Origin of the sequence: Mesorhizobium sp. M6A.T.Cr.TU.017.01.1.1 (assembly GCF_004023115.1) — a bacterium.
GTDB classification, from domain to species: Bacteria; Pseudomonadota; Alphaproteobacteria; order Rhizobiales; family Rhizobiaceae; genus Mesorhizobium; species Mesorhizobium mediterraneum.
On sequence record NZ_RZTA01000043.1, the window covers coordinates 1 to 19,377 of the forward strand.

At 61.3% G+C, this 19,377-nt stretch carries 18 protein-coding genes and 1 tRNA gene; 13 read left to right on the plus strand and 6 right to left on the minus strand.

The window, feature by feature from the left end:
• The first annotated feature begins 363 nt into the window (after positions 1 to 363).
• From secA to EOB36_RS15900, 6 genes are all read left to right on the plus strand, one after another.
• Complete coding sequence (gene secA / locus EOB36_RS15875; RefSeq protein ID WP_128285201.1) at positions 364 to 3,096, plus strand: preprotein translocase subunit SecA; 2,733 nt, start codon at positions 364 to 366, stop codon at positions 3,094 to 3,096.
• Between the two features lie 361 nt (positions 3,097 to 3,457).
• Positions 3,458 to 4,858, plus strand: coding sequence for a lipopolysaccharide biosynthesis protein (locus tag EOB36_RS15880; protein WP_128285202.1), 1,401 nt, complete (start codon positions 3,458 to 3,460; stop codon positions 4,856 to 4,858).
• The gene (locus EOB36_RS15885; RefSeq protein ID WP_128285203.1) at positions 4,858 to 6,138 is read left to right on the plus strand and encodes a GNAT family N-acetyltransferase; all 1,281 of its coding nucleotides are present in this window, start codon (positions 4,858 to 4,860) and stop codon (positions 6,136 to 6,138) included. Before EOB36_RS15880 ends, EOB36_RS15885 begins: the two co-directional genes overlap by 1 nt.
• Positions 6,139 to 6,493: 355 nt before the next feature.
• Positions 6,494 to 7,102, plus strand: coding sequence for a hypothetical protein (locus EOB36_RS15890; protein WP_128285204.1), 609 nt, complete (start codon positions 6,494 to 6,496; stop codon positions 7,100 to 7,102).
• 833 nt (positions 7,103 to 7,935) lie between these two features.
• Positions 7,936 to 8,712 (plus strand): hypothetical protein, encoded by a 777-nt coding sequence (locus EOB36_RS15895; protein ID WP_128285205.1) that lies wholly within the window; start codon positions 7,936 to 7,938, stop codon positions 8,710 to 8,712.
• A 64-nt stretch (positions 8,713 to 8,776) separates the two neighbouring features.
• Entirely contained in the window at positions 8,777 to 9,148 is a 372-nt protein-coding gene (locus EOB36_RS15900; protein WP_127288570.1) for a lipoprotein, read from the plus strand.
• Positions 9,149 to 9,537: 389 nt separating this feature from the next.
• Here EOB36_RS15900 and EOB36_RS15905 read toward each other — a convergent pair whose 3' ends face one another.
• On the minus strand, positions 9,538 to 10,107 hold the full coding sequence (locus EOB36_RS15905) for a hypothetical protein (protein WP_128285206.1): 570 nt from the start codon (positions 10,105 to 10,107) through the stop codon (positions 9,538 to 9,540).
• Between the two features lie 84 nt (positions 10,108 to 10,191).
• On the opposite strand from EOB36_RS15905, the gene EOB36_RS15910 reads away from it, so the two are divergent.
• Positions 10,192 to 10,854 (plus strand): hypothetical protein, encoded by a 663-nt coding sequence (locus EOB36_RS15910; RefSeq protein ID WP_127288568.1) that lies wholly within the window; start codon positions 10,192 to 10,194, stop codon positions 10,852 to 10,854.
• Positions 10,855 to 11,254: 400 nt separating this feature from the next.
• On the opposite strand, the gene EOB36_RS15915 is transcribed toward EOB36_RS15910, so the two are convergent.
• Positions 11,255 to 11,339: transfer RNA gene (locus tag EOB36_RS15915), tRNA-Leu, on the minus strand.
• A 273-nt stretch (positions 11,340 to 11,612) separates the two neighbouring features.
• Between EOB36_RS15915 and EOB36_RS15920 the strand changes: the two genes are divergently transcribed.
• Positions 11,613 to 12,200: a YqaA family protein gene (locus EOB36_RS15920; RefSeq protein ID WP_095485998.1), complete on the plus strand. Its 588-nt coding sequence runs from the start codon at positions 11,613 to 11,615 to the stop codon at positions 12,198 to 12,200.
• A gap of 58 nt (positions 12,201 to 12,258) precedes the next feature.
• A complete protein-coding gene (locus EOB36_RS15925) occupies positions 12,259 to 12,777 on the plus strand; it encodes a disulfide bond formation protein B (RefSeq protein WP_128285207.1) in 519 nt (172 codons plus the stop codon).
• Positions 12,778 to 12,933: 156 nt separating this feature from the next.
• Here the strand turns inward: EOB36_RS15925 and EOB36_RS15930 are convergent, their stop codons facing one another.
• Together EOB36_RS15930 and EOB36_RS15935 are read right to left on the minus strand one after the other, a co-directional pair.
• A complete protein-coding gene (locus EOB36_RS15930) occupies positions 12,934 to 13,491 on the minus strand; it encodes an HNH endonuclease (RefSeq protein ID WP_095485996.1) in 558 nt (185 codons plus the stop codon).
• Between the two features lie 129 nt (positions 13,492 to 13,620).
• Positions 13,621 to 14,262, minus strand: a complete 642-nt coding sequence (locus EOB36_RS15935; protein WP_128285208.1) for a DNA-3-methyladenine glycosylase — start codon at positions 14,260 to 14,262, stop codon at positions 13,621 to 13,623.
• A 91-nt stretch (positions 14,263 to 14,353) separates the two neighbouring features.
• On the opposite strand from EOB36_RS15935, the gene gluQRS reads away from it, so the two are divergent.
• Positions 14,354 to 15,268, plus strand: coding sequence for a tRNA glutamyl-Q(34) synthetase GluQRS (gene gluQRS, locus EOB36_RS15940; RefSeq protein WP_128285209.1), 915 nt, complete (start codon positions 14,354 to 14,356; stop codon positions 15,266 to 15,268).
• Positions 15,269 to 15,504: 236 nt separating this feature from the next.
• Positions 15,505 to 15,843 carry a hypothetical protein gene (locus EOB36_RS15945; RefSeq protein ID WP_128285210.1) on the plus strand — a complete coding sequence of 113 codons (339 nt, stop codon included), beginning with the start codon at positions 15,505 to 15,507 and terminating at the stop codon, positions 15,841 to 15,843.
• An 87-nt stretch (positions 15,844 to 15,930) separates the two neighbouring features.
• Here EOB36_RS15945 and EOB36_RS34680 read toward each other — a convergent pair whose 3' ends face one another.
• Complete coding sequence (locus tag EOB36_RS34680; protein WP_206637171.1) at positions 15,931 to 16,224, minus strand: hypothetical protein; 294 nt, start codon at positions 16,222 to 16,224, stop codon at positions 15,931 to 15,933.
• A 489-nt stretch (positions 16,225 to 16,713) separates the two neighbouring features.
• Here EOB36_RS34680 and EOB36_RS15955 point away from each other — a divergent pair, with 489 nt between their 5' ends.
• On the plus strand, positions 16,714 to 17,616 hold the full coding sequence (locus tag EOB36_RS15955; RefSeq protein ID WP_128285212.1) for a DMT family transporter: 903 nt from the start codon (positions 16,714 to 16,716) through the stop codon (positions 17,614 to 17,616).
• Here the strand turns inward: EOB36_RS15955 and EOB36_RS15960 are convergent.
• The gene (locus EOB36_RS15960) at positions 17,586 to 18,437 is read right to left on the minus strand and encodes a YihY/virulence factor BrkB family protein (RefSeq protein ID WP_095485993.1); all 852 of its coding nucleotides are present in this window, start codon (positions 18,435 to 18,437) and stop codon (positions 17,586 to 17,588) included. The two genes, EOB36_RS15955 and EOB36_RS15960, sit on opposite strands and share 31 nt — an antisense overlap.
• A gap of 57 nt (positions 18,438 to 18,494) precedes the next feature.
• Between EOB36_RS15960 and EOB36_RS15965 the strand changes: the two genes are divergently transcribed.
• On the plus strand, positions 18,495 to 19,361 hold the full coding sequence (locus EOB36_RS15965; protein WP_128285213.1) for an SDR family oxidoreductase: 867 nt from the start codon (positions 18,495 to 18,497) through the stop codon (positions 19,359 to 19,361).
• Positions 19,362 to 19,377: the final 16 nt, after the last annotated feature.

Sequence of the window (19,377 nt, forward strand, 5' to 3'; positions counted from 1 at the left end):
CGGTTGGGCGGGGGCGGTGTCCTGCGCCATCAGTGGCGACAGCGACAGGGCCGATAGCCCGAAAGCCAGGCCGAGGCTGGCGAGCGACGCGCGGCGGAACAATAAGGACATACGATTAACTCCAATGGGGGATAGCTAGAGCGGGATGGCTTCAAGACCAGCCAGATTGTGGCGGAATTTGGCGCGGTCGACAGGGCGAGCGCGGCGTTGACATCGATTGAGCCCCCTCTTATCTGTCCAACGACTTTGCGTCCAGAACCGTTTTCCGGGCGCTACTTGCGTGTGTCCGCGTTTCACGTGGATTTGATGGGGCCGGCCGGTACCCGTCGCAACGACTTGGAATGCTATCGAAAGGGCCATTGAATGGTCAGTTTTGGCGGTCTCGCCCGTAAGGTTTTCGGCTCCTCCAACGATCGTCGGGTCAAATCGACCCGGCCGCGCGTCGAGGCGATCAACGCCATGGAAAACGAGATGCGGGCGCTCTCCGACGCCGAGCTGACGGCCCGCACGGAAAAATTCCGCCAGGACGTCGCCAACGGCGCCTCCCTCGATGATCTGCTGGTGCCGGCCTTCGCCACCGTGCGCGAGGCAGCGCGCCGCGTGCTCGGCATGCGCCCGTTCGACGTGCAGCTGATCGGCGGCATGGTGCTGCACAATGGCGGCATCGCCGAGATGCGCACCGGCGAGGGCAAGACGCTGGTCGCCACGCTGCCCGTCTATCTCAACGCGCTCGCTGGCAAAGGCGTCCATGTCGTCACCGTCAACGACTATCTTGCCACGCGCGACTCCGAATGGATGGGCCGTGTCTACAAATTCCTCGGCCTTACCGTCGGCGTCATCGTCCATGGCTTGTCCGACGAGGAACGCAGCGCCGCCTACGCCGCCGACGTCACCTACGCCACCAACAACGAGCTCGGCTTCGACTATCTGCGCGACAACATGAAATTCGAGCGCGCTCAGATGGTGCAGCGCGGCCACAGCTACGCGATCGTCGACGAGGTCGATTCGATCCTGGTCGACGAGGCGCGCACGCCGCTGATCATTTCCGGTCCGCTCGAGGACCGCTCGGAAATGTACAACACAATCGATGCCTTCATGCTGAAGCTCGAGCCGGCCGACTACGAGATCGACGAGAAGCAGAAGACCTCGATCTTCACCGAGGAGGGCACCGAAAAGCTCGAAAACCTTTTGCGCGACGCCGGCCTGCTCAAGGGCGAGTCGCTCTACGATGTCGAGAACGTCGCCATCGTCCATCACGTCAACAACGCGCTGAAGGCGCACCAGCTGTTCCAGAGGGACAAGGACTATATCGTGCGCAACGGCGAGATCGTCATCATCGACGAATTCACCGGCCGCATGATGCCGGGCCGCCGCTATTCGGAAGGCCTGCACCAGGCGCTCGAAGCCAAGGAGCACGTGGCGATCCAGCCAGAGAATCAGACGCTCGCCTCCGTCACCTTCCAGAACTATTTCCGCCTCTACAAGAAGCTCGCCGGCATGACCGGCACGGCGCTGACCGAGGCCGAGGAGTTCGGCAACATCTACGGCCTCGAAGTCACCGAGATCCCGACCAACCTGCCGGTCGTCCGCATTGACGAGGACGACGAGGTCTACCGGACGGTCGAGGAGAAGTACAAGGCGATCGTCAAGGAGATCAGGGAGGCGAGCGCCAAGGGCCAGCCAACGCTGGTCGGCACGACCTCCATCGAAAAATCCGAGCAACTGGCCGAGCGCCTGCGCAAGGAAGGCTTCAAAGATTTCGAGGTGCTGAACGCCCGCCACCACGAGCGCGAAGCGGCGATCGTCGCCCAGGCCGGCAAACCCGGCGTCATCACCATTGCCACCAACATGGCCGGCCGCGGCACCGACATCCAGCTCGGCGGCAATGCCGACATGCGCATCGCCGAGGAGCTTGGCGACATGCCAGCCGGTCCCGAGCGCGAAGCCAAGGAAAAGGAAATCCGCGACGACGTGCAGCGGCTGAAGGAAAAGGCGCTGGCCGCCGGCGGCCTCTACGTGCTCGCCACCGAACGCCATGAATCGCGCCGCATCGACAACCAGTTGCGCGGCCGCTCCGGCCGCCAGGGCGATCCCGGCCGGTCGAAGTTCTTCCTGTCGCTGCAGGACGATCTGATGCGCATCTTCGGCTCCGAGCGCATGGACGGCATGCTGCAGAAGCTCGGCCTCAAGGAAGACGAGGCGATCATCCACCCCTGGATCAACAAGGCGCTGGAAAAGGCGCAGAAGAAGGTCGAGGCGCGCAACTTCGACATCCGCAAGAACCTGCTGAAGTACGATGACGTCTCCAACGACCAGCGCAAGGTGGTGTTCGAGCAGCGCCTCGAGCTGATGGACGGTGAAGGCCTGTCCGAGACCATCGCCGAGATGCGCGAGGGCGTCATCGACGAGATCGTCGCCAAGGCTATTCCCGAAAACGCCTATGCCGAGCAGTGGAACGTCGCCGGCCTCAAGGCCGAGGTCGCCGAATTCCTCAATCTCGACCTGCCGATCGAGGACTGGGTCAAGGAAGAGGGCATTGCCGAGGACGACATCCGCGAACGCATCGCCCAGGCCGCCGAGAATGCCGCCAAGGAGCGCGCCGAGCGCTTCGGCCCCGATGTGATGACCTATGTCGAGCGCTCCGTCGTGCTGCAGACGCTCGATCATCTGTGGCGCGAGCACATCGTCAACCTCGACCATCTGCGCTCGGTCGTCGGCTTCCGCGGCTATGCCCAGCGCGACCCGCTGCAGGAATACAAGGGCGAGGCGTTCGAGCTGTTCCAGGCGATGCTGGGCAATCTGCGCCAGGCCGTCACCGCGCAATTGATGCGCGTCGAGCTGGTTCGCCAGGCCGCCGAAGCGCCACCGCCCGAGGCGCCCGACATGTTCGGCAGCCATATCGACGGCACCACCGGCGAGGACGATTTTAACGGCGGCGAGACCGGGCTTCTGGTTCGCCAGGAGACCCACGCCATCGTCGCCCCCGAAAACCGCGACCCGAACAACCCCGCCACCTGGGGCAAGGCCGGCCGCAACGAGGCCTGCCCGTGTGGGTCGGGGAAGAAGTACAAGCATTGCCACGGGGCGTTTGCGTAAGCCGCAGCTTTCCTTCTCCCCGTTCACGGGGAGAAGGTGCCCGAAGGGCGGATGAGGGGCGGCGCGGACGCCCGCGCTTAGCCAATCTCCCCAGCTGAGGGGGCGCTGTCTCGCCGGCACCGGAAGTACCTATTACGAATTTGTCGACCGTCAGATTCCATCAGCTGGCCTGTCGTTTCGTCGCGCTCTGCCGCGAACGGCGAATATGAAGCAGCGCTCTGGCGCCGCCCCTCATCCGCCTGCCGGCTCCTTCTCCCCGTGAACGGGGAGAAGGAGCGCCCCGCCTCCTCACCCAACCGTTTCTTAATGTGTTTTCGCTAGACGCATACGCTGAAAAGAGGCGGAAAACGGAGAGTAGTGGGTGCGCTTTTCCGCGGCGACGACAGCCGGGCGGTTCCTGCCGCAGCGCCTTGCGCTGCGTGTAAAGCCGCTGCTTGGCCGCATCGACGCCGTGCTGTTCACCGCCGACGAGCGCGGCGAGGCCGGCCGCATGTCGCTCATCGCCTTCTCTATCCGCATCGTCAGCGCCGTCATCGCCTTCGTCAGCCAGGTGCTGATGGCGCGCTGGATGGGCTCGTTCGAATACGGCATCTTCGTCCTCGTCTGGGTAACGATGGTCATCCTCGGCAATGTCGCCTGCCTCGGTTTCCATACCTCGGTCATCCGCTTCATTCCCGAATACCGCGAGCGCAACATGCTGGCCGAACTGCGCGGCATCGTGCTGACCAGCCGACTGTTCGTGCTGGTTGCCTCGACGGCGATCGCCGGCCTTGGCGCGCTCGGCGTCTGGCTGCTCTCGCCCTTCATCGAGAACTACTATGTCGTGCCGTTCATCCTCGGCCTCATCTGCATGCCGATGATCGCCATGTCCGATCTGTTGCAGGGGCTGGCGCGGGCCAACTCATGGGCGCTGTTTGCGCTGGCGCCGACCTATCTGGTGCGGCCGGTGCTGATCCTGGCGCTCATGGCGCTGATGCTTCTGGCGGGCTTTGCGCCCGACGCCAGGACCGCGATCTTCGCCTCGATCGCCGCCGCCTACGCCACCACGCTCGGTCAACTCATCGGCGTCACGGCGCGGATGGACAGGACTATCCCGGCCGGGCCGAGGAAGGTGCATTTCGCGCAGTGGTTCCTCGTGTCGCTGCCGATCTTCCTGGTCGAAGGCTTCTTCTTCCTGCTCACCAATGCCGACGTGCTGATGGTCGGCGCCTATATGAGCCCCAACGACGTCGCCGTCTATTTCGCCACGGTCAAAACGCTGGCGCTGGTGCATTTCGTCTATTTCGCGGTCAAGGCGGGCGTCGCCCAGCGCTACGCGCAAGTCTCCCATGGCGAGCCCGAAAAGCTCGCCGCCTTCGCCCGCGAAACGGTGTCGTGGACGTTCTGGCCGTCGCTGTTGATGGCGCTGATGGTGCTGGTGCTTGGCGAGCCGATGCTGAGCTTGTTCGGGCCTGAATTCAGCGCCGGCTATCCGCTGCTGTTCCTGCTGGTCTTCGGCGTCGTCGCCCGCGCTGCCGTCGGCCCCTGCGAAAGCCTGCTCACCATGAGCGGCAACCAGAACATCTGCGCCGCCGTCTACGCCATGACGCTGGCCTTCAACATCGGCCTCAATTTGGTGCTGATCCCGCTTTTCGGCCTGTGGGGCGCGGCAATGGCCACCGCCTTCGCGATGATCTTCGAGGCCGGCGCGCTGTCCTTCACGGTCTGGCGCAAGCTCGGCATCGTCATGGCCATTTTCGTAGCCGCCGAAGGAGCCGCGTGATGGCCGCTGTCCCGTTGCTTGAGGAAACCAGCGGCGGCCCGGCTGGCGCCATGGTGATCGGCCTCGCAGGGCTCGCCCGCGAAGCCGATCCCGCCCATATCGAACTCTTGGCCAACGACCGGCCCGAGCGCAAACTGGCCATTTACCCCGCCTCCGCCGGCTTCGATCTGGTCGAGGAGCTCGACTATCTCTGCACCCGCACGATCGAGCCCAACGTCTTCTTCAACCCGCGCTTCCTGGCGCCCGCCATGCCGAGGCTGGAAGACCGCGAGGTGCGGCTGGCGGTCATCCGTGACGGCGACGAATACCGCAGCCGGCTGCGCTTGCTGGTGCCGTTCTCGGTGGAGCGGCCGGCGGTGCCGCTCGGCGTGCGGGTCATGCGCACATGGTCGAGCCCGTTCGGCCCGATCGGCACGCCGCTGGTCGACCGTGACGATCCCGTCGGCGTCGTCGAGGATTTCTTCTCGATGCTGTCGCGACCGCACCTCAAGCTGCCGAAAGTCTTTGTCCTGCCCGACATCCGACTCGACGGCCCGGTGGCCAGCCTGCTGGCCACGGTCGCCGAGACGCGTGGCCTTACGCTGGTCACCACCGGCAAGGCCGAACGCCCGATGCTCGAAAGCGAGCTCGACGGCGATGATTATCTGAAGGCCTCGCTGCGCTCGCACCACTATCGCGAGTTCCGCCGCCTGAAGCGCCGCCTTGCCGATCTGGGCCAGCTGGAGCATCTCGTGGCGCGCGGACCCGACGAGATCCGCCATGCCATCGAACGTTTTTTGACGCTCGAGGCTGCCGGCTGGAAGGGCCGCGAGCGCACCGCCATGGCCATCGACCGCTACCGTGCCGCCTTTGCCCGCGAAGCCGTGCACCGGCTGGCCGAACAGGATCTGTGCCGCATCCATTCGCTGACGCTCGACGGCCGCACCATCGCTTGCCTGGTCGTCTTCGTCGAGGCCGGCGTCGCCTACACCTGGAAGACGGCCTATGACGAGACGCTCGCCGCCTATTCGCCGGGCACGCTCCTGATGATCGAGGTGACCAGGCAGCATCTCGACGATCCCAACATCATGATGACCGATTCCTGCGCCGTGCCCGACCATCCGGTGATGAGCCGGCTATGGATGGAGCGCCGGCCGATCGGCACTCTGGTCATCGGCCTGACGCCGGACGCCGACCGCCTCACCCGCCAGGCGGCGTCGCAGCTTCACCTCTACCGCGAAACCCGCAACATGGCGCGCATCCTGCGCAACCGGATGAAGAGCTTGCTGGGGCGGCGGTAGGCCTGCAGCCGCCAATCTCCAGACTTGCGATTAGCTATGAGCCACCATGCCTTCGTCATCCTAGGGCGGAGCAGGAGCGAAGCGACGTTGCGCAGACCCTGGGATGACGAAGAGGGGGTGTTTCGGCCAACCTCAAAGGTTTGCGATCTGCCCCTGAAATTCGCCGCAGAGCGGGACTGTGGACGTTCGCGGCCGATCGGCCCGAGCTGCCAAATCACTGTGCCGAGGGCCTAGCTCATGAGGGTTAATTCTCCCAACCAGCGGAAAGGATTAGCATCGGCGATAATCTGGGCCGCGCAACCAGCATCATCATGCCGCCTCGGTCTGCCGGCCAACAAAAAACTGGGAGGAATGCATGACGAAAACAACTCACTTCAGGCGTCGCAGTGTTCTCGCTTTGATCGGCCTTGTTGGCGGCTGTCTGACCGCGGCCGCAGCTCAGGCCGCCGAGCCTGACAAGGCCGAGATCGATGCCCTGAAAGAATCGCTAACCAAGTACGAAGACTACAGGGCCGCCATCCGCGACCTCTATCTGTCGACGGTCGGATGCGTTTATTACAGCGGCGAAAAAGTGGCTGGAGCTATGGATTACCCGAAGGGCGCGATGGGCATTCATTTCGTCAACGTCGGGAGCGTCAGCCCGACACCAGATCCGACGCGCCCCAATGTGCTTATCTATGAGCCGGTCGACGGCGGCTTGCGCCTGGTGGCCGTGGAATGGCTTGTACCGTTGACGCCTGACACCAAGGAGCCGCCGAAACTCTTTGGACAGACGTTCCAGGGGCCGATGGAAGGGCACTATCCGCTCATTCCGGCGGAGTTCCATCATTACGATCTTCACGCCTGGCTGTTCAAGGACAACCCGCTCGGAATGTTCAGTCCGACGAATCCCGACGTGAAATGCGAAAATTACGCGTTTCCGATGCCGGAGCAGCCGACCAAGATGGTGCCGGGGCCGATGTAAAAGCGACCTGAGCTACGGGGGTCCGACGGTGTCGGGAAAGGCCTGGGTCGGTCCGGACCAGGCGGCATCCACTCAACGGTCTAGACCATGCATCACAGGTACTTTCTCAAGGGAAAACCCGTACACTCATGCGACAGAGCAAGTGACCGGCTACGGCGAGCCAGCTTAGTGACCCGAGAAAAGGCCGCACAGTGGCTTGCGGCATTTGGCCAGTGTGGAAGCCGGCAGATACCGTTGCGCTTGGTGGTGGCTGTTTCTGAGGCTAGGAGGGGGCGGTCCCGATTTGCGGCATGGGAGGGCCACCCCTTCAGAGTTCCCTAGCCGATAAAGCGCAGCAGAGTTTTCTCCTTTCCTGCATGGACAGCAAATGGCGCTATCAGCCAGGACCTTATTGGCGGCGCCGCGTTTGGCGGTCCGTGCAGGCCGACAGGTCTAGAGCCTTCCAGGTTGAAAGCCGGAATGAGGGACTTTACATCGGCCACATCTTAGAGGATGCTGAAATACGCCATTAGCATCTGTGGGACCCTTCGACTTCTGCGCATCGTAGATCGCCTGAAAGCAACTTGTTTTCACGCGAAAGGGATAATTATGGGCGCCACTCTACTTTTGAGCGTCTGAACAAGCCGGTAACCGGACACCGCCGGCAGCTTGGCCACAACTATCGCCGTGAGGCATGGCACGCCGTCCGCCATATCCGTCGTCATCGCCGCGCTGGTCGCAGTCGCCGTGAGCACGCTCACCCAGAAGAGAACGGGAAACTCAGGACTAAACCAGGAGAGGAAAATGGGACGCACCGCAACAGAGACGTGGACACTATAAGGGAGGGAAAGGCCATGAAACGTGCAACAGGGCTAGTCGTCGCCCTAACAATGTCGACGATTCATCACTCCTACGCCCAAGACGCCTTCAACGACGGTCGGTACTGCCAACAGAACCCGGGGGCATGTCGCGCTCCTCCCCCATCATCAGGCGGCGCCAATGTTTATATCCCCTCCGTACCGAGCGGCGGGGGTGGTGGCGGCGGGCTGGACGCCGGTGAGGCAGCCCTCATCGGTGTAGGAATTGGCCTATTGGGTCAAGTAATCCAACAGGCAACTAAGAACCCACAACCGCGCCAGCCATCGCAGTCCACGCAGGGCAAATGGCGCCCGACCATGCCTCACACGCGGCCGACGACTTACGCGCCAATCCAGCCGTCAGCCGAGGAACTCAGACTCCGGCAGCTCGACGCTTTCCGCCGACATCAAGTCAAACAACAGATTGAAACCGAGAACGCCGCGAAGCTGGCGGCCGACAGCACGACATGGGGTAAGTTCAAGCAGAACGTCGGTTGGACGGATGATGACACGCGGGAAGTGCAGAAGGGCGTCGCCAAAGGGATGGCCAACAACGCCGCCAAGCGCACTTTAGGTGCTTGGATCAACGACACGTTCGGAAGCGGCACCGCCGAGACGCAGGAATTATCAGATAAGGCGGCCGACGTCATGCTGAACCTCAAGCAAGGTATCTGGGGCGCCCGTGAGCGTGTGGGCAACGTGGGAGACGCTGTCAAGAAAGATTTCCAGAAGTGGCTGGACGACGGGGTCATCAACCCGATGAAGGACATCTAGGTGAAGTAAAGTAACCCAGAAGAGGGGCGCGTTGTCACACGCGACCATAGAAGGGAGTGCATAAATGAAAAAGACTCTTTCTGCACTTGTAGGACTGGTTGCGCTTGCTGGTTGTTCAACTACCAGCGGCGGCACGGACGCCGCCTCCATCACCAGCACAATCAAGGGCTACCGCAGTTGTACCGTGAAGACCATGGCGCAGAACCTAAGCAGCCCCGAACGCGTTGACGTCGGGGCAACCGTTGACGACGCTTGCGGCGATTACATGGACAAGTTCGGCGCGGAACTCAAGAAGGCCGGCGTCAAGCCCGCACAGGTGACTTTGTACCAAGGCCAGCTACGTACAACGATCATGAAATACTCGACCGCCGCTATCACGGCAATCATGTACGAAGAATATCAGAAACAACAGAACGCAAACAAGAAACCGTCATAGGAGAGGCGACGCTACCACGCGCCGAAGCCAGCTGATGGCGTTGTCGTGACCGACAAATGACCGGACAGTGCCCCTTCACGCCTGACGGGTGCGCCTATACCGGCGAGCGTGCCAACTATGCGACAGCCTTGTGTCCATGTGCATCAGACTAACGGGCCAGGTGCGGTGGGTCGTTGGTAGCTGGGCGGAGCACCTTCATGTGTACGGTCTCAACGCCCGGCGGCGCCGGCTCACATAGAGTCTAGACCGTATATCTCAGGAAGCATCGCAAGGGTTCCTTGATTTTCCTGAGCGAAACGCGTTGGGAGGGGCCAGTCCGAATTTGCAGCAAGATCCGTCTACCAATCTTATCGCGATCATAGGGCAGCAATTCTCACCGCTACCCCTCCTCATCTTGAGCCCGTGTCCTCCTGACTGGGAAGGGAACTATGTTGCTTTCTGCCAAAATCCAGAGCGGCAACGATTGCCCGCCGCACATCTTCATGACCGTCAAATTGTTGAGGGGTGCACTCCTTGACAGCCTCCTCCAGCCGCAACGTCAGACGGGATGCTTCTTCGTGCAATGCATCCAGAGTGACGTATTGGAGAAGAGTGTCACCATCATTTCCAGGTAGCGATTTCAACTTCCCTGTCCCTGCTTCATAGTGAAGGAAATCGATACCGCCGGCCAACTTCTCACCGTTGAAGTAGCAATGTGCAATTACGTTGCGTAGCTGCTGATGACGCCGCACCCGGTTAAAGATGTCATTGTAGTCTAGTCCCTGGTACCCTACGCCAGTTTCAGTGAGATTGATCTTCTGACCAATGTGTAGGGCTTTCTGAAGCAGCAAGGCACCCCAATCATTGAGGCCAAAGACAGCTCTAAAGAGTTCGTCGATTTGAACTTCAAGTCTGGCGAAGTCCTGGAGAAATCTCCCCACATATCTCCAAGCCTTTTCCTCATCATCATCGTTGACCATCGCACACCCCTGCTGCAGCCGGAAATGAGCTTATCGCCCCAAAACGGGGTAGAGTCTATTTAGCTGTCAAACTGGAGAAGCACATTGTACGGCCTTCCAATTAGCGCACATACCTGGTCGCGGCTCACCGAATGCAACGAAAAGCTCGCAAATGCGGGATTATCGCCACGTGGCGTTTTCGCGCCTGCTAGTGGCCCCGGTTATGAGCGCGGCGGAAGACGAGCGCTACTTTATGTCGGCAAGAGTGCCGGTCCACTTGGCACGAAGGTCGGTTCAGGCTCGGATCAAACATCCAATATCGCAGCTTCAACGAGGTGGATGATTGAGCGCCATAACAAGTCTGCCTTTTGGCAGTTTGCTGAGCTGTTCGATCGCTCACGTCATTCTCTTGCATGGACAAACGTTTGCAAAATGGACCAGGGCGATGGCTCCCGCCCCCCTTCACTCACATTTTGGGGCACGGTGGCCGCCGCGCACGTTCAGGCGCTCAAGGAAGAAATCATTGTCTTCAAGCCACGCGTAACTCTCTTTGTCACGTCTGAGTTCGCCAGGGGCTCCATCCAGGCGCTGCTCGAGGGACTTGGTTATCGTTTGCTACCGAGCGGTGCCGGCGGCGAATGGACCAAACTTTGGAGTGACGGCGGGCATGGCTATGCAGTGGTCACCCGCCATCCCCAAGGTTGGTCGACGGCTGATCGCGCTGGCACGGTGAAGCTCGTAAAGGAACTTCTCGGCGGCGAATTTTAAGGCAGCACCGACCGTTTCATGATTTGCCACAGCAAACGGACAGGGAGGGGCCGGTCCCCATTTGCGGCACGGGAGGGGTATTCGTCGTCCGTCCAACGCATTGGCATGGCCACCCCCTTCCCTGTGACTGATGCGCTCCCCAATCCTATTCCGCGATTTTACCGAAGGCGAATCTATCCAGGGCGATCGCGCTTGAGACTAAGCGCGACCAATCGGACAATTTTGATGCCGCCTGCAAGTCTGAGGGCTGATCATGCCTTCGCCCAGGCGGGCGATGGCACAGGCTGGGACGCGGCCCCCGCAGGGCGGCAACGAAGCATTCTAAGGTGGATTTTCGGGTGGATGGACATCCATAAAGTTCTTGTATCATACTGGAATTAAACCGTTTTCAGCATGAAATTGGTGCCCCTAGCCGGGATCGAACCAGCACTCCTTGCGGAACTCGATTTTGAGTCGAGCGCGTCTACCAATTCCGCCATAGGGGCTCAGGCCGGGCGGCCTGGATGGGCGCGGACTATACGGTCGGAGGCCTGTTCGTCAACTGGCCAATTCCCGGCATGCGGCCTTCGCTCGACCACAGCCTTTCGATTTCGTGAAGCTGCGGCCATTGTGCGGCGCGAAAAATCTTTCTAGACAGGCGGCGCATTAAAGCGCGTCGCGTCTGGAGAGATTCATGTGGCGCGCTTTTGGTCTTTGTTTTTATGCATTGTTACCCCAAAACCGCTGAGCATTTTGGGCGACGTGCATTAGGAGTGCCAATGCTTCGCGGACTTTACGACTGGACCTTGTCGCTGGCGGCAAAGAAATCCGCCGAATGGTGGCTGGCCTTCATTGCTTTCGTCGAAAGCTCGGTGTTCCTGGTGCCGGCCGACGTGCTGTACCTGCCAATGGCGCTGTCGCGGCCCGATCGCGCCTATCGCTACGCGCTGATCGCCACCCTGGCATCCGTTCTGGGCGGCATCGCCGGCTGGTACATCGGCCACTATGCCTACGACACGGTGGCGCGGCCGATCCTCGAATTCTACGGCAAGTATGACGACTTCGAGGCGCTGCGCGTCTCGTCGGGCATCGGCTTCATCATCCTGATGCTGATCACCTCCGGCCTCGCCCATCTGCCGCCGATCAAGGTGGTGACGATCCTGTCCGGCGTGATCGGCGTCAATCTCCTGCTGTTCATCGTGCTGGCGATCGTGGCGCGCGGCGCCCGCTTCCTTTTTCTCGCCTGGCTGCTGCGCCGCTATGGCGAACCGATCCGCGAATTCATCGAAAAGCGCCTTGGCCTGATCGCGGGCGCTGCCGCCGCTGCCCTGATTTCGCTCTATATCGTCGTCAAATACGCCTTCTAGAGCAAGGATGTTCAAATTGAACCATCCTTTGCTCTGAGCGAGAATGGACGGTAGATCGATGACAGCGACCGTGAATGCCGACACTGGACGCCAGCGCACGCGGACGGCCTTGTTTCTCGCCGTCGCCATGGCCGCCACCGTCGGCTCGGCGCTGGCCTTCCAGCATCTCGGCGGCTACATCCCCTGCAAGCTCTGCCTGGAGCAACGCACCCCTTACTACATCGGCGTGCCGCTGATGCTGCTTGCAGTGCTGTCGTCGGCGCTGCGCTGGCCTACCTGGCTGACACGCGGCCTGCTGGCCGTCGGCGGCCTGCTGATGGTCTACGGCGTCTATCTCGGCGTCTATCATTCCGGCGTCGAATGGGCGTGGTGGCCGGGACCGACCGATTGTGCGGCGGCTGCCGGACCGGTGGACACCGGCGGCAAGGGCGTGCTCGACGCGCTCGACAAATTCGTGCCGCCCTCCTGCGACAAGGCGGCACTGCGCATTCTTGGCCTGTCACTGGCCGGCTGGAACGCCATCGCCAGCTTTGTCCTGGCGATCATCGCTTTCCGTAGTGCCTTCGCCCGCGACTGAGCTACTGAGCCGACGCGAGATCGTTCAAGAATTCGGCAGGCTGAGTCGTATGAAGTGATTTTCGAGAACCGGAGCGGAGCGGACATTTAAGTCCGTGAGCACCGGAAGCGCAGACAATCGCTTCAGACGGCCAGCCTCCCGAATTATCGGATGATCTCAAGGTTCCAGTTCGACATCCCAGTAGAGATAATCCATCCAGCTTTCATGCAAATGGTTGGGCGGGAACAGACGGCCATTGTTGTGCAGATCATGCACCGTCGGCTGAAACGGCTTCTGCAGCGGCCACATCTTGGCGTGCGCCGGCATCATGCCGCCCTTCCTCAGATTGCAGGGCGAGCAGGCGGCGACAACGTTCTCCCACGTCGTCGCGCCGCCACGATGGCGGGGAATGACATGGTCGAAGGTCAGATCCTCCGGCGTGCCGCAATACTGGCACTGGAATCGGTCGCGCAGGAACACGTTGAAGCGGGTGAAGGCCGGATGCCGCGATGGCTTCACATAGGCCTTCAGGCTGACGACGCTCGGCAGCTTCATCGAGAAGGTCGGCGACGACACGGCGTGCTCGTATTCGGCGACGATGTTCACCCGCTCGAGGAACACCGCCTTGATCGCATCCTGCCACGACCAGAGCGACAGAGGGTAATAGCTGAGCGGACGGTAATCCGCGTTCAGCACCAGCGCTGGAAGCCCATCCGGAGACACGGCAACCGTCACGTCATTGACCTCCTTGGCTCTACAACCGGTCGGCGCGGATACTGTAAGCCCGACATGACAGGGATGTGAAGCGGCTTGTCGATCAAACGAAGCGCCAAAACTGGATGATTTTCATGCTTTTTTGCGGATTTAGGCAGGGGGTGCAGCGTCCCTGCCCTTCAATTCGCGATAATAGGCCCAAAAAAGCCGCGATGCGACACCTCGCCACGGGCTCCATGATTCGGCGAGCTGGAGCAGCGTTTTCTCGGGCGGACGCGGGTCGATGCCGAGCGCGTGGCCGACCGCGCTCTGCAGGGCAACGTCGCGTGCCGGGAAGACGTCGGGGTGGCCGGCGGCGAACAAAAGATAGACTTCTGCCGTCCACGGGCCGATGCCCGACACTTTGGTCATGGCTGTGATCGCATCTGTGGCATCGAGCAGGCAGAGATGATCGAGGTCGAGGCCGTCGGCCACCGCCTGGGCCACGGCGATCAGGCCGCGCTGCTTTGGCCGCGACAGTCCGGCCTCGCGAAAGATGGCTTCGTCGGCGGCAAGGATGGCTTGCGGCGTCAATGGATCGACGAGTTTTGTCAGCCGCCCGAATATGGCGTCGGCGCTGGCGCGGGAAACCTGCTGCGAGACGATGATCGAGGCAAGGCTTCTGAACCCCGGCTCGGAGAGCCGAAGCGGCACCTCACCGGCCATGCCGCGCACCTTTGTGAGGCGCGGGTCGAGCAGACAAAGCGCGTCGAGCCCTTGCGAGATGTCGTCGAGCGTGGCGATGCGTTGCATGTCTGCTTGTTCCCAGCGCAAAATGGCAGATGTAATCAGGCTCAAAGTAGCAACTGGCGAAAGCGCCGCACAACCCGATTGCCGCCAAAGGATGACACTCCTGACATTCCGCTTCGCGCCGAGCCCGAATGGCGAACTGCATCTCGGCCACGCCTATTCGGCGCTGCTCAATCAGAAATTGGCGAGGGCAGCGGCCGGGCGCCTGTTGCTGCGCATCGAGGATATCGACACGACGCGCTGCACGCCGGAATTCGAGGCCGGCATTTTTCGCGATCTGAAATGGCTCGGGCTCGGCTGGGAAGAACCGGTGCGCCGTCAGTCCGAGCATTTCGCGGACTATCGGGCGGCGCTCGATCGGCTGATTCGCGAAGAGCTCGTCTACCCGGCCTTCATGAGCCGTGGCGAGATCCGCGCCTTCATTGCCGATAGCGAAAAGCGCGGCCGCGACTGGCCACGGGACCCGGACGGCGTGCCGCTCTATCCCGCCATCGACAAGGCATTGCCGACTAGGGAACGCAAGCGACGGATGGCCGAGAATGCGCCGTTCGCCTGGCGGCTGGACATCGGCGCTGCGATGGCACGCGTCGGCACGGAGCTGTCATGGCTGGAATTTTCCGATGAGAGGCTTTCCGCAACGCGCGCGGTAGACGCCCGGCCGCAGGACTGGGGCGACGTGATCGTGGCGCGCCGTGAAATCCCGACCAGCTATCATCTCGCCGTCGTCGTCGACGACGCGCTGCAAGGCATCAGCCATGTGGTGCGCGGGCAAGACCTCTATTCCGCCACCGGCGTGCAGCGCCTGCTCCAAGAGGTTCTCGGCCTGCCCCAACCAAGCTACTTCCATCATCGTCTCGTCCTCGGCCCGGACGGACGAAAGCTCTCGAAGAGTCTTGGGGATACCGGATTGGCAGCACTGCGCAGGACGGGCGCCTCGCCAGATGACATCAGGCAAATGGTTGGTTTCTCGCCGCCGGAACCTGTAACCCCGGACTGGACGCTCGGCTAGGCTGTCGCGTCGACTCTGCGGCTTGGCCGGGCCGGGATGCGCCGGCGAATACCACGCTTGCGGCCGCCATCTAGCAACAACCGAGCTCTTTTAGAGTCGGTCAGGATCATTTCATTGCTCCATAGATATGTTTTTTTGAGCTATAGACATTGTTTATTGACCAAATGATTGCATCAGGATAGAAAAATAGAACCATAGTACGAAAAATCGTATCTCAGGGTCAGAAGGAGCAAGGAATGGCGTTCGTGACTGAGGAGAAGCTGGAAGAGGTGGCAAGGGTGTTGCGGGAGGAGGTCTACGAGGCAGAATTTCGCGGAAAAGACCGGGGGCGTTTTGCGATTACGCGTGCACAGCTCAAGCAAGCCCTTGGAGTCGAAAAGCTCCATGCTGCCACGCTTGAAAAGTTGCAGGATCGGGCATTAGAGAAGGGGCTCGTCGTCATCGATCTCGACGACATATTCCCGTGCATTGAGACCCGCGTCGCTAGGACGTATAGGAAGCCCCCCCGGCAAGCGTTTGATCAGTTCTTCCCCCCGGAGGAGGAGGAGCAAATGAGCGCGGAGGACGACGATTAAGCCAAATAGGGCGGCGGGAAACTCTGTCTTCCCGCCGTATGTCCGTGTGCAAGGGTGTTGTTTTGGTGAGCATACGGCGCCCACATTTTATGCTCGGATGGTAATTTCAACGGCCTCAACCGGGACGCCGAACATCGCAGATAGCCCCTCTTTGGCCTCAGCTATCGTGAGTTTCAAAGGCTGGCCGCCTTCCTCGGAAGCAGCTCCGCTTTGGGCTGTTCCAACCTCACTCCCAGGGGTTGGTTCAGGCATTGGCTGGAATACCAGACCGTTGACATCAATTCCGAGGTCTTCGAGCGTGGTGTAGCGAACAGGATTTCTCCAGCCTTTACCCCACGTATTTGGGATGGCGACTTCCGCGTACTCGGAGAACTGGAGCAACCAGCGATCCGGATTTTCGGGTGAGGTCACGACGTCGGAGATTCGGCCAATTAGGAAGGCGGCGCCGTGCGACTCAGGCCCTTCGGCCGACCGCGTGTTGGCGTTTCGAGTACATACTGCAAAGTCATACTTTCGAGCGTGGGCTCGGTTAAGCGCCCACGAACACGTGCCTCCCACACTAAGAATATGCTCGCGACTCTTAAAAGTAAGAACGGCGATAGCTCGATTTATCTGGTGCATTGGGCGCCCCTTTGGGTTGCGTCGGCTTAGCAAGGGCTGTTTATGCCACAATGTATCGATAAACGCAACCATATTCCTTATAAAAAGTATCGATAATTTCGGGCACCTACTCCGAGAAGGGGTAAATTGCACTCCGCTTCAATTCGGATGAGCCAATGGATCAACCGTTTCGTTTTGCCTGCCGGGTTGAACCGCATTAGAGCAGTCCCGTAGTAAGCGCTTCACCGAACACGCGGCAGCCTCCCGAAAATGCACAGCATCAAGCGGTTCATCCCCGCCTCTTTCGTCGTCCTGTGGGCGACCGGCTTCATTGGCGCGCGTTACGCCATGCCATGGGCGGAACCCTTCACCTTCCTCGCCGCGCGCTTCGTTCTGGCGGCGATCCTGCTGGCCGTTCTGATGGTCGTGCTCGGCTCGAAGAGAGCGACCCGCGCCGAGGCGCTGCACGCCACCGGCGCCGGCATCCTGATGCATGGCGTCTATCTCGGCGGCGTCTTCTGGGCCATCCACAAGGGCATGCCGGCCGGGCTTTCGGCCCTGATCGTCGGGCTGCAGCCGCTGATCACGGCGGTACTCGCCGGCAGATTCCTCGGCGAAGCCATCTTGCCGCGCCATTGGGCCGGTCTCGGCATCGGCCTGATCGGTGTGGTCATCGTGCTCTGGCCGAAGCTCGGCGCACTCGGCGGCGGCGTGACGACTGAGACGCTTGCTGCCGCGCTTGTCTCGGTGCTTGGAATGAGCGCCGGCACGATCTGGCAGAAGCGCTTCGCCTCCGGCGGCGATCTCGTGGCGGCCACCAAATGGCAATATGTCGGCGGTGCATCGGTCATGGCCTTGGCTTCGCTCGCCTTCGAGACACGCACCGTCGTCATCAATGGCGAGCTGATCTTTGCCATGGCATGGCTGGTGCTGGTTCTGTCGATCGGCGCCATCTTCCTCTTGATGGTGATGATCCGCGACGGCGAGATGTCGAAAGTCGCTTCGCTGTTCTATCTGGTCCCGGCCGTCACCGCGGTCATCGCCTGGATATTGTTCGACGAGCAGTTGAGCCTGGTTCAGATCGTCGGCATGGCGATCGCGACGCTCGGCGTCGGGCTGGCAACCGCTCAGCCAACTAAGAATCAGCCAACGCGGGCGCGTGCCTCCAGATAGCGGCTGATCGCGGCATTGAGCTCACCGCCGAGGATGAAGATCGCCGAGACGATGTAGAGGAAGACGACCGCGATCATGATCGAGGCAAGGCCGGCATAGGTTGTCACATAGGACGAGAAACGGTCGAGGTAGGCGGCGAAGATGGTCGACCCGATGAGCCAGGCAATCAGCGTGAAGATGATGCCCGGTATGATCGAGACGAAGCGGCGCTTGCCCGCAGGCAGCCAGTAATGCACCGCGAACAGGCCACCGACGATGACGACGGAGGCGATGATGTAACGCCACAGCGTGATCGTGCCCATATAGGGTTTTATCCATTCGAAATTGGTCTCTGCCAGCCGCGCCAGCAAGGGCGCGAAGACCACGAGCACGCTGATCACCAGAAAACCCGCCGTGGCGATCAGCACGAAGACGATGCTCTGCACCCGGCGATAGATGATGCCGCGCGTTTCGGAGACGCGGTAGGCGCGGTTGAGCGAGGTGCGCAGCGCCTCTATGCCGTTCGAGGCGAAGAAGGCGGCGAGCAGCACGCCATATGTCAGCAGGTCGGTGCGCCGCACGGTAAGCACATTGAGCACTTCGCGCGCGATCGGCTTGGCGATCTGCTCGGGCCAGGTGTCGAAGACGAGATGCACGGCCGTGTCGGCAAAAGCCTGTGCGCCGAAAAAGCTGGCCAGTGTCGTGGCGAAAATCAGAAAAGGGAAAAGCGCCATCAGCGCCGTGATCGCCAGATGACTGGCCATCGCCCAGCCATCGTCCGCGTTGAAATGGCCGAGCGCGTCATAGAGCACGCGTTTGAGGGCTACGATCTTCCGCAACAAGAACCGCGTTCCCTTCGATTGTCTCGACGCCGCGAATATGGGAAGGGATTGCGGCAAATGGCAAGCCTAGGTCAAACCACGCTTCCTCCTGGAGAAGCGTTGCGCACCATCATCGTCACCGGTGCTTCTTCCGGGATAGGCGCCTATTGCGCCCGGGCGCTGAAGGCGGAAGGCTGGCGGGTCTTCGCGACGGCACGTCAGCCAGAGGATATCGCTGCCCTCGAAGCCGATGGCATCGAGGCCTTCTATCTGGACTACCGCGAACCCGTATCGATCGAGACGCTGGTGGCGTCGGTGCTGGAGCGGACGGGCGGACGGCTCGATGCCCTGTTCAACAACGGCGCCTACGCACAGCCCGGCGCAGTCGAGGACCTGCCGGTCGCAGCACTCAGGGAGCAATTCGAGGCGAATGTCTTCGGCTGGCATGACCTCACCCGTCGTGTCGTGCCGGTGATGCGCCGCCAGGGACATGGCCGTCTCGTCCATTGCTCCTCGATCCTCGGCTTGGCGCCGCTGCGCTTTCGCGGCGCCTATTCGGCATCCAAGCACGCGATCGAAGGGCTGATGCTGTGCATGCGTCAGGAACTCCAGGGCAGCGGCATCCATGTCTCGCTGATCGAGCCGGGGCCGGTGACATCGAAGATCGCCAGCAACGGGCTTGTATGGTTTCTCAGGAATATCGATCATGAGAATTCCGTGCACCGCCTCGCCTACGAGGCGCAGTTGCAGCGCCTGCGGGCTGGCGGCAGCACATCACGGCTGAAGCCCGGGCCGGAGGTGGTTCATGCGGCCTTGCGCCATGCGCTTCTGTCGCGGCGCCCGCGACCGCATTATGTGGTAACGGTGCCGGCCAGGATCGGCGTGATCCTCAAACGCATTCTGCCGGCAGCGATGCTCTATCGCCTGCTTGCCAAACGCGCCTGAACGCAATCGACTGGAA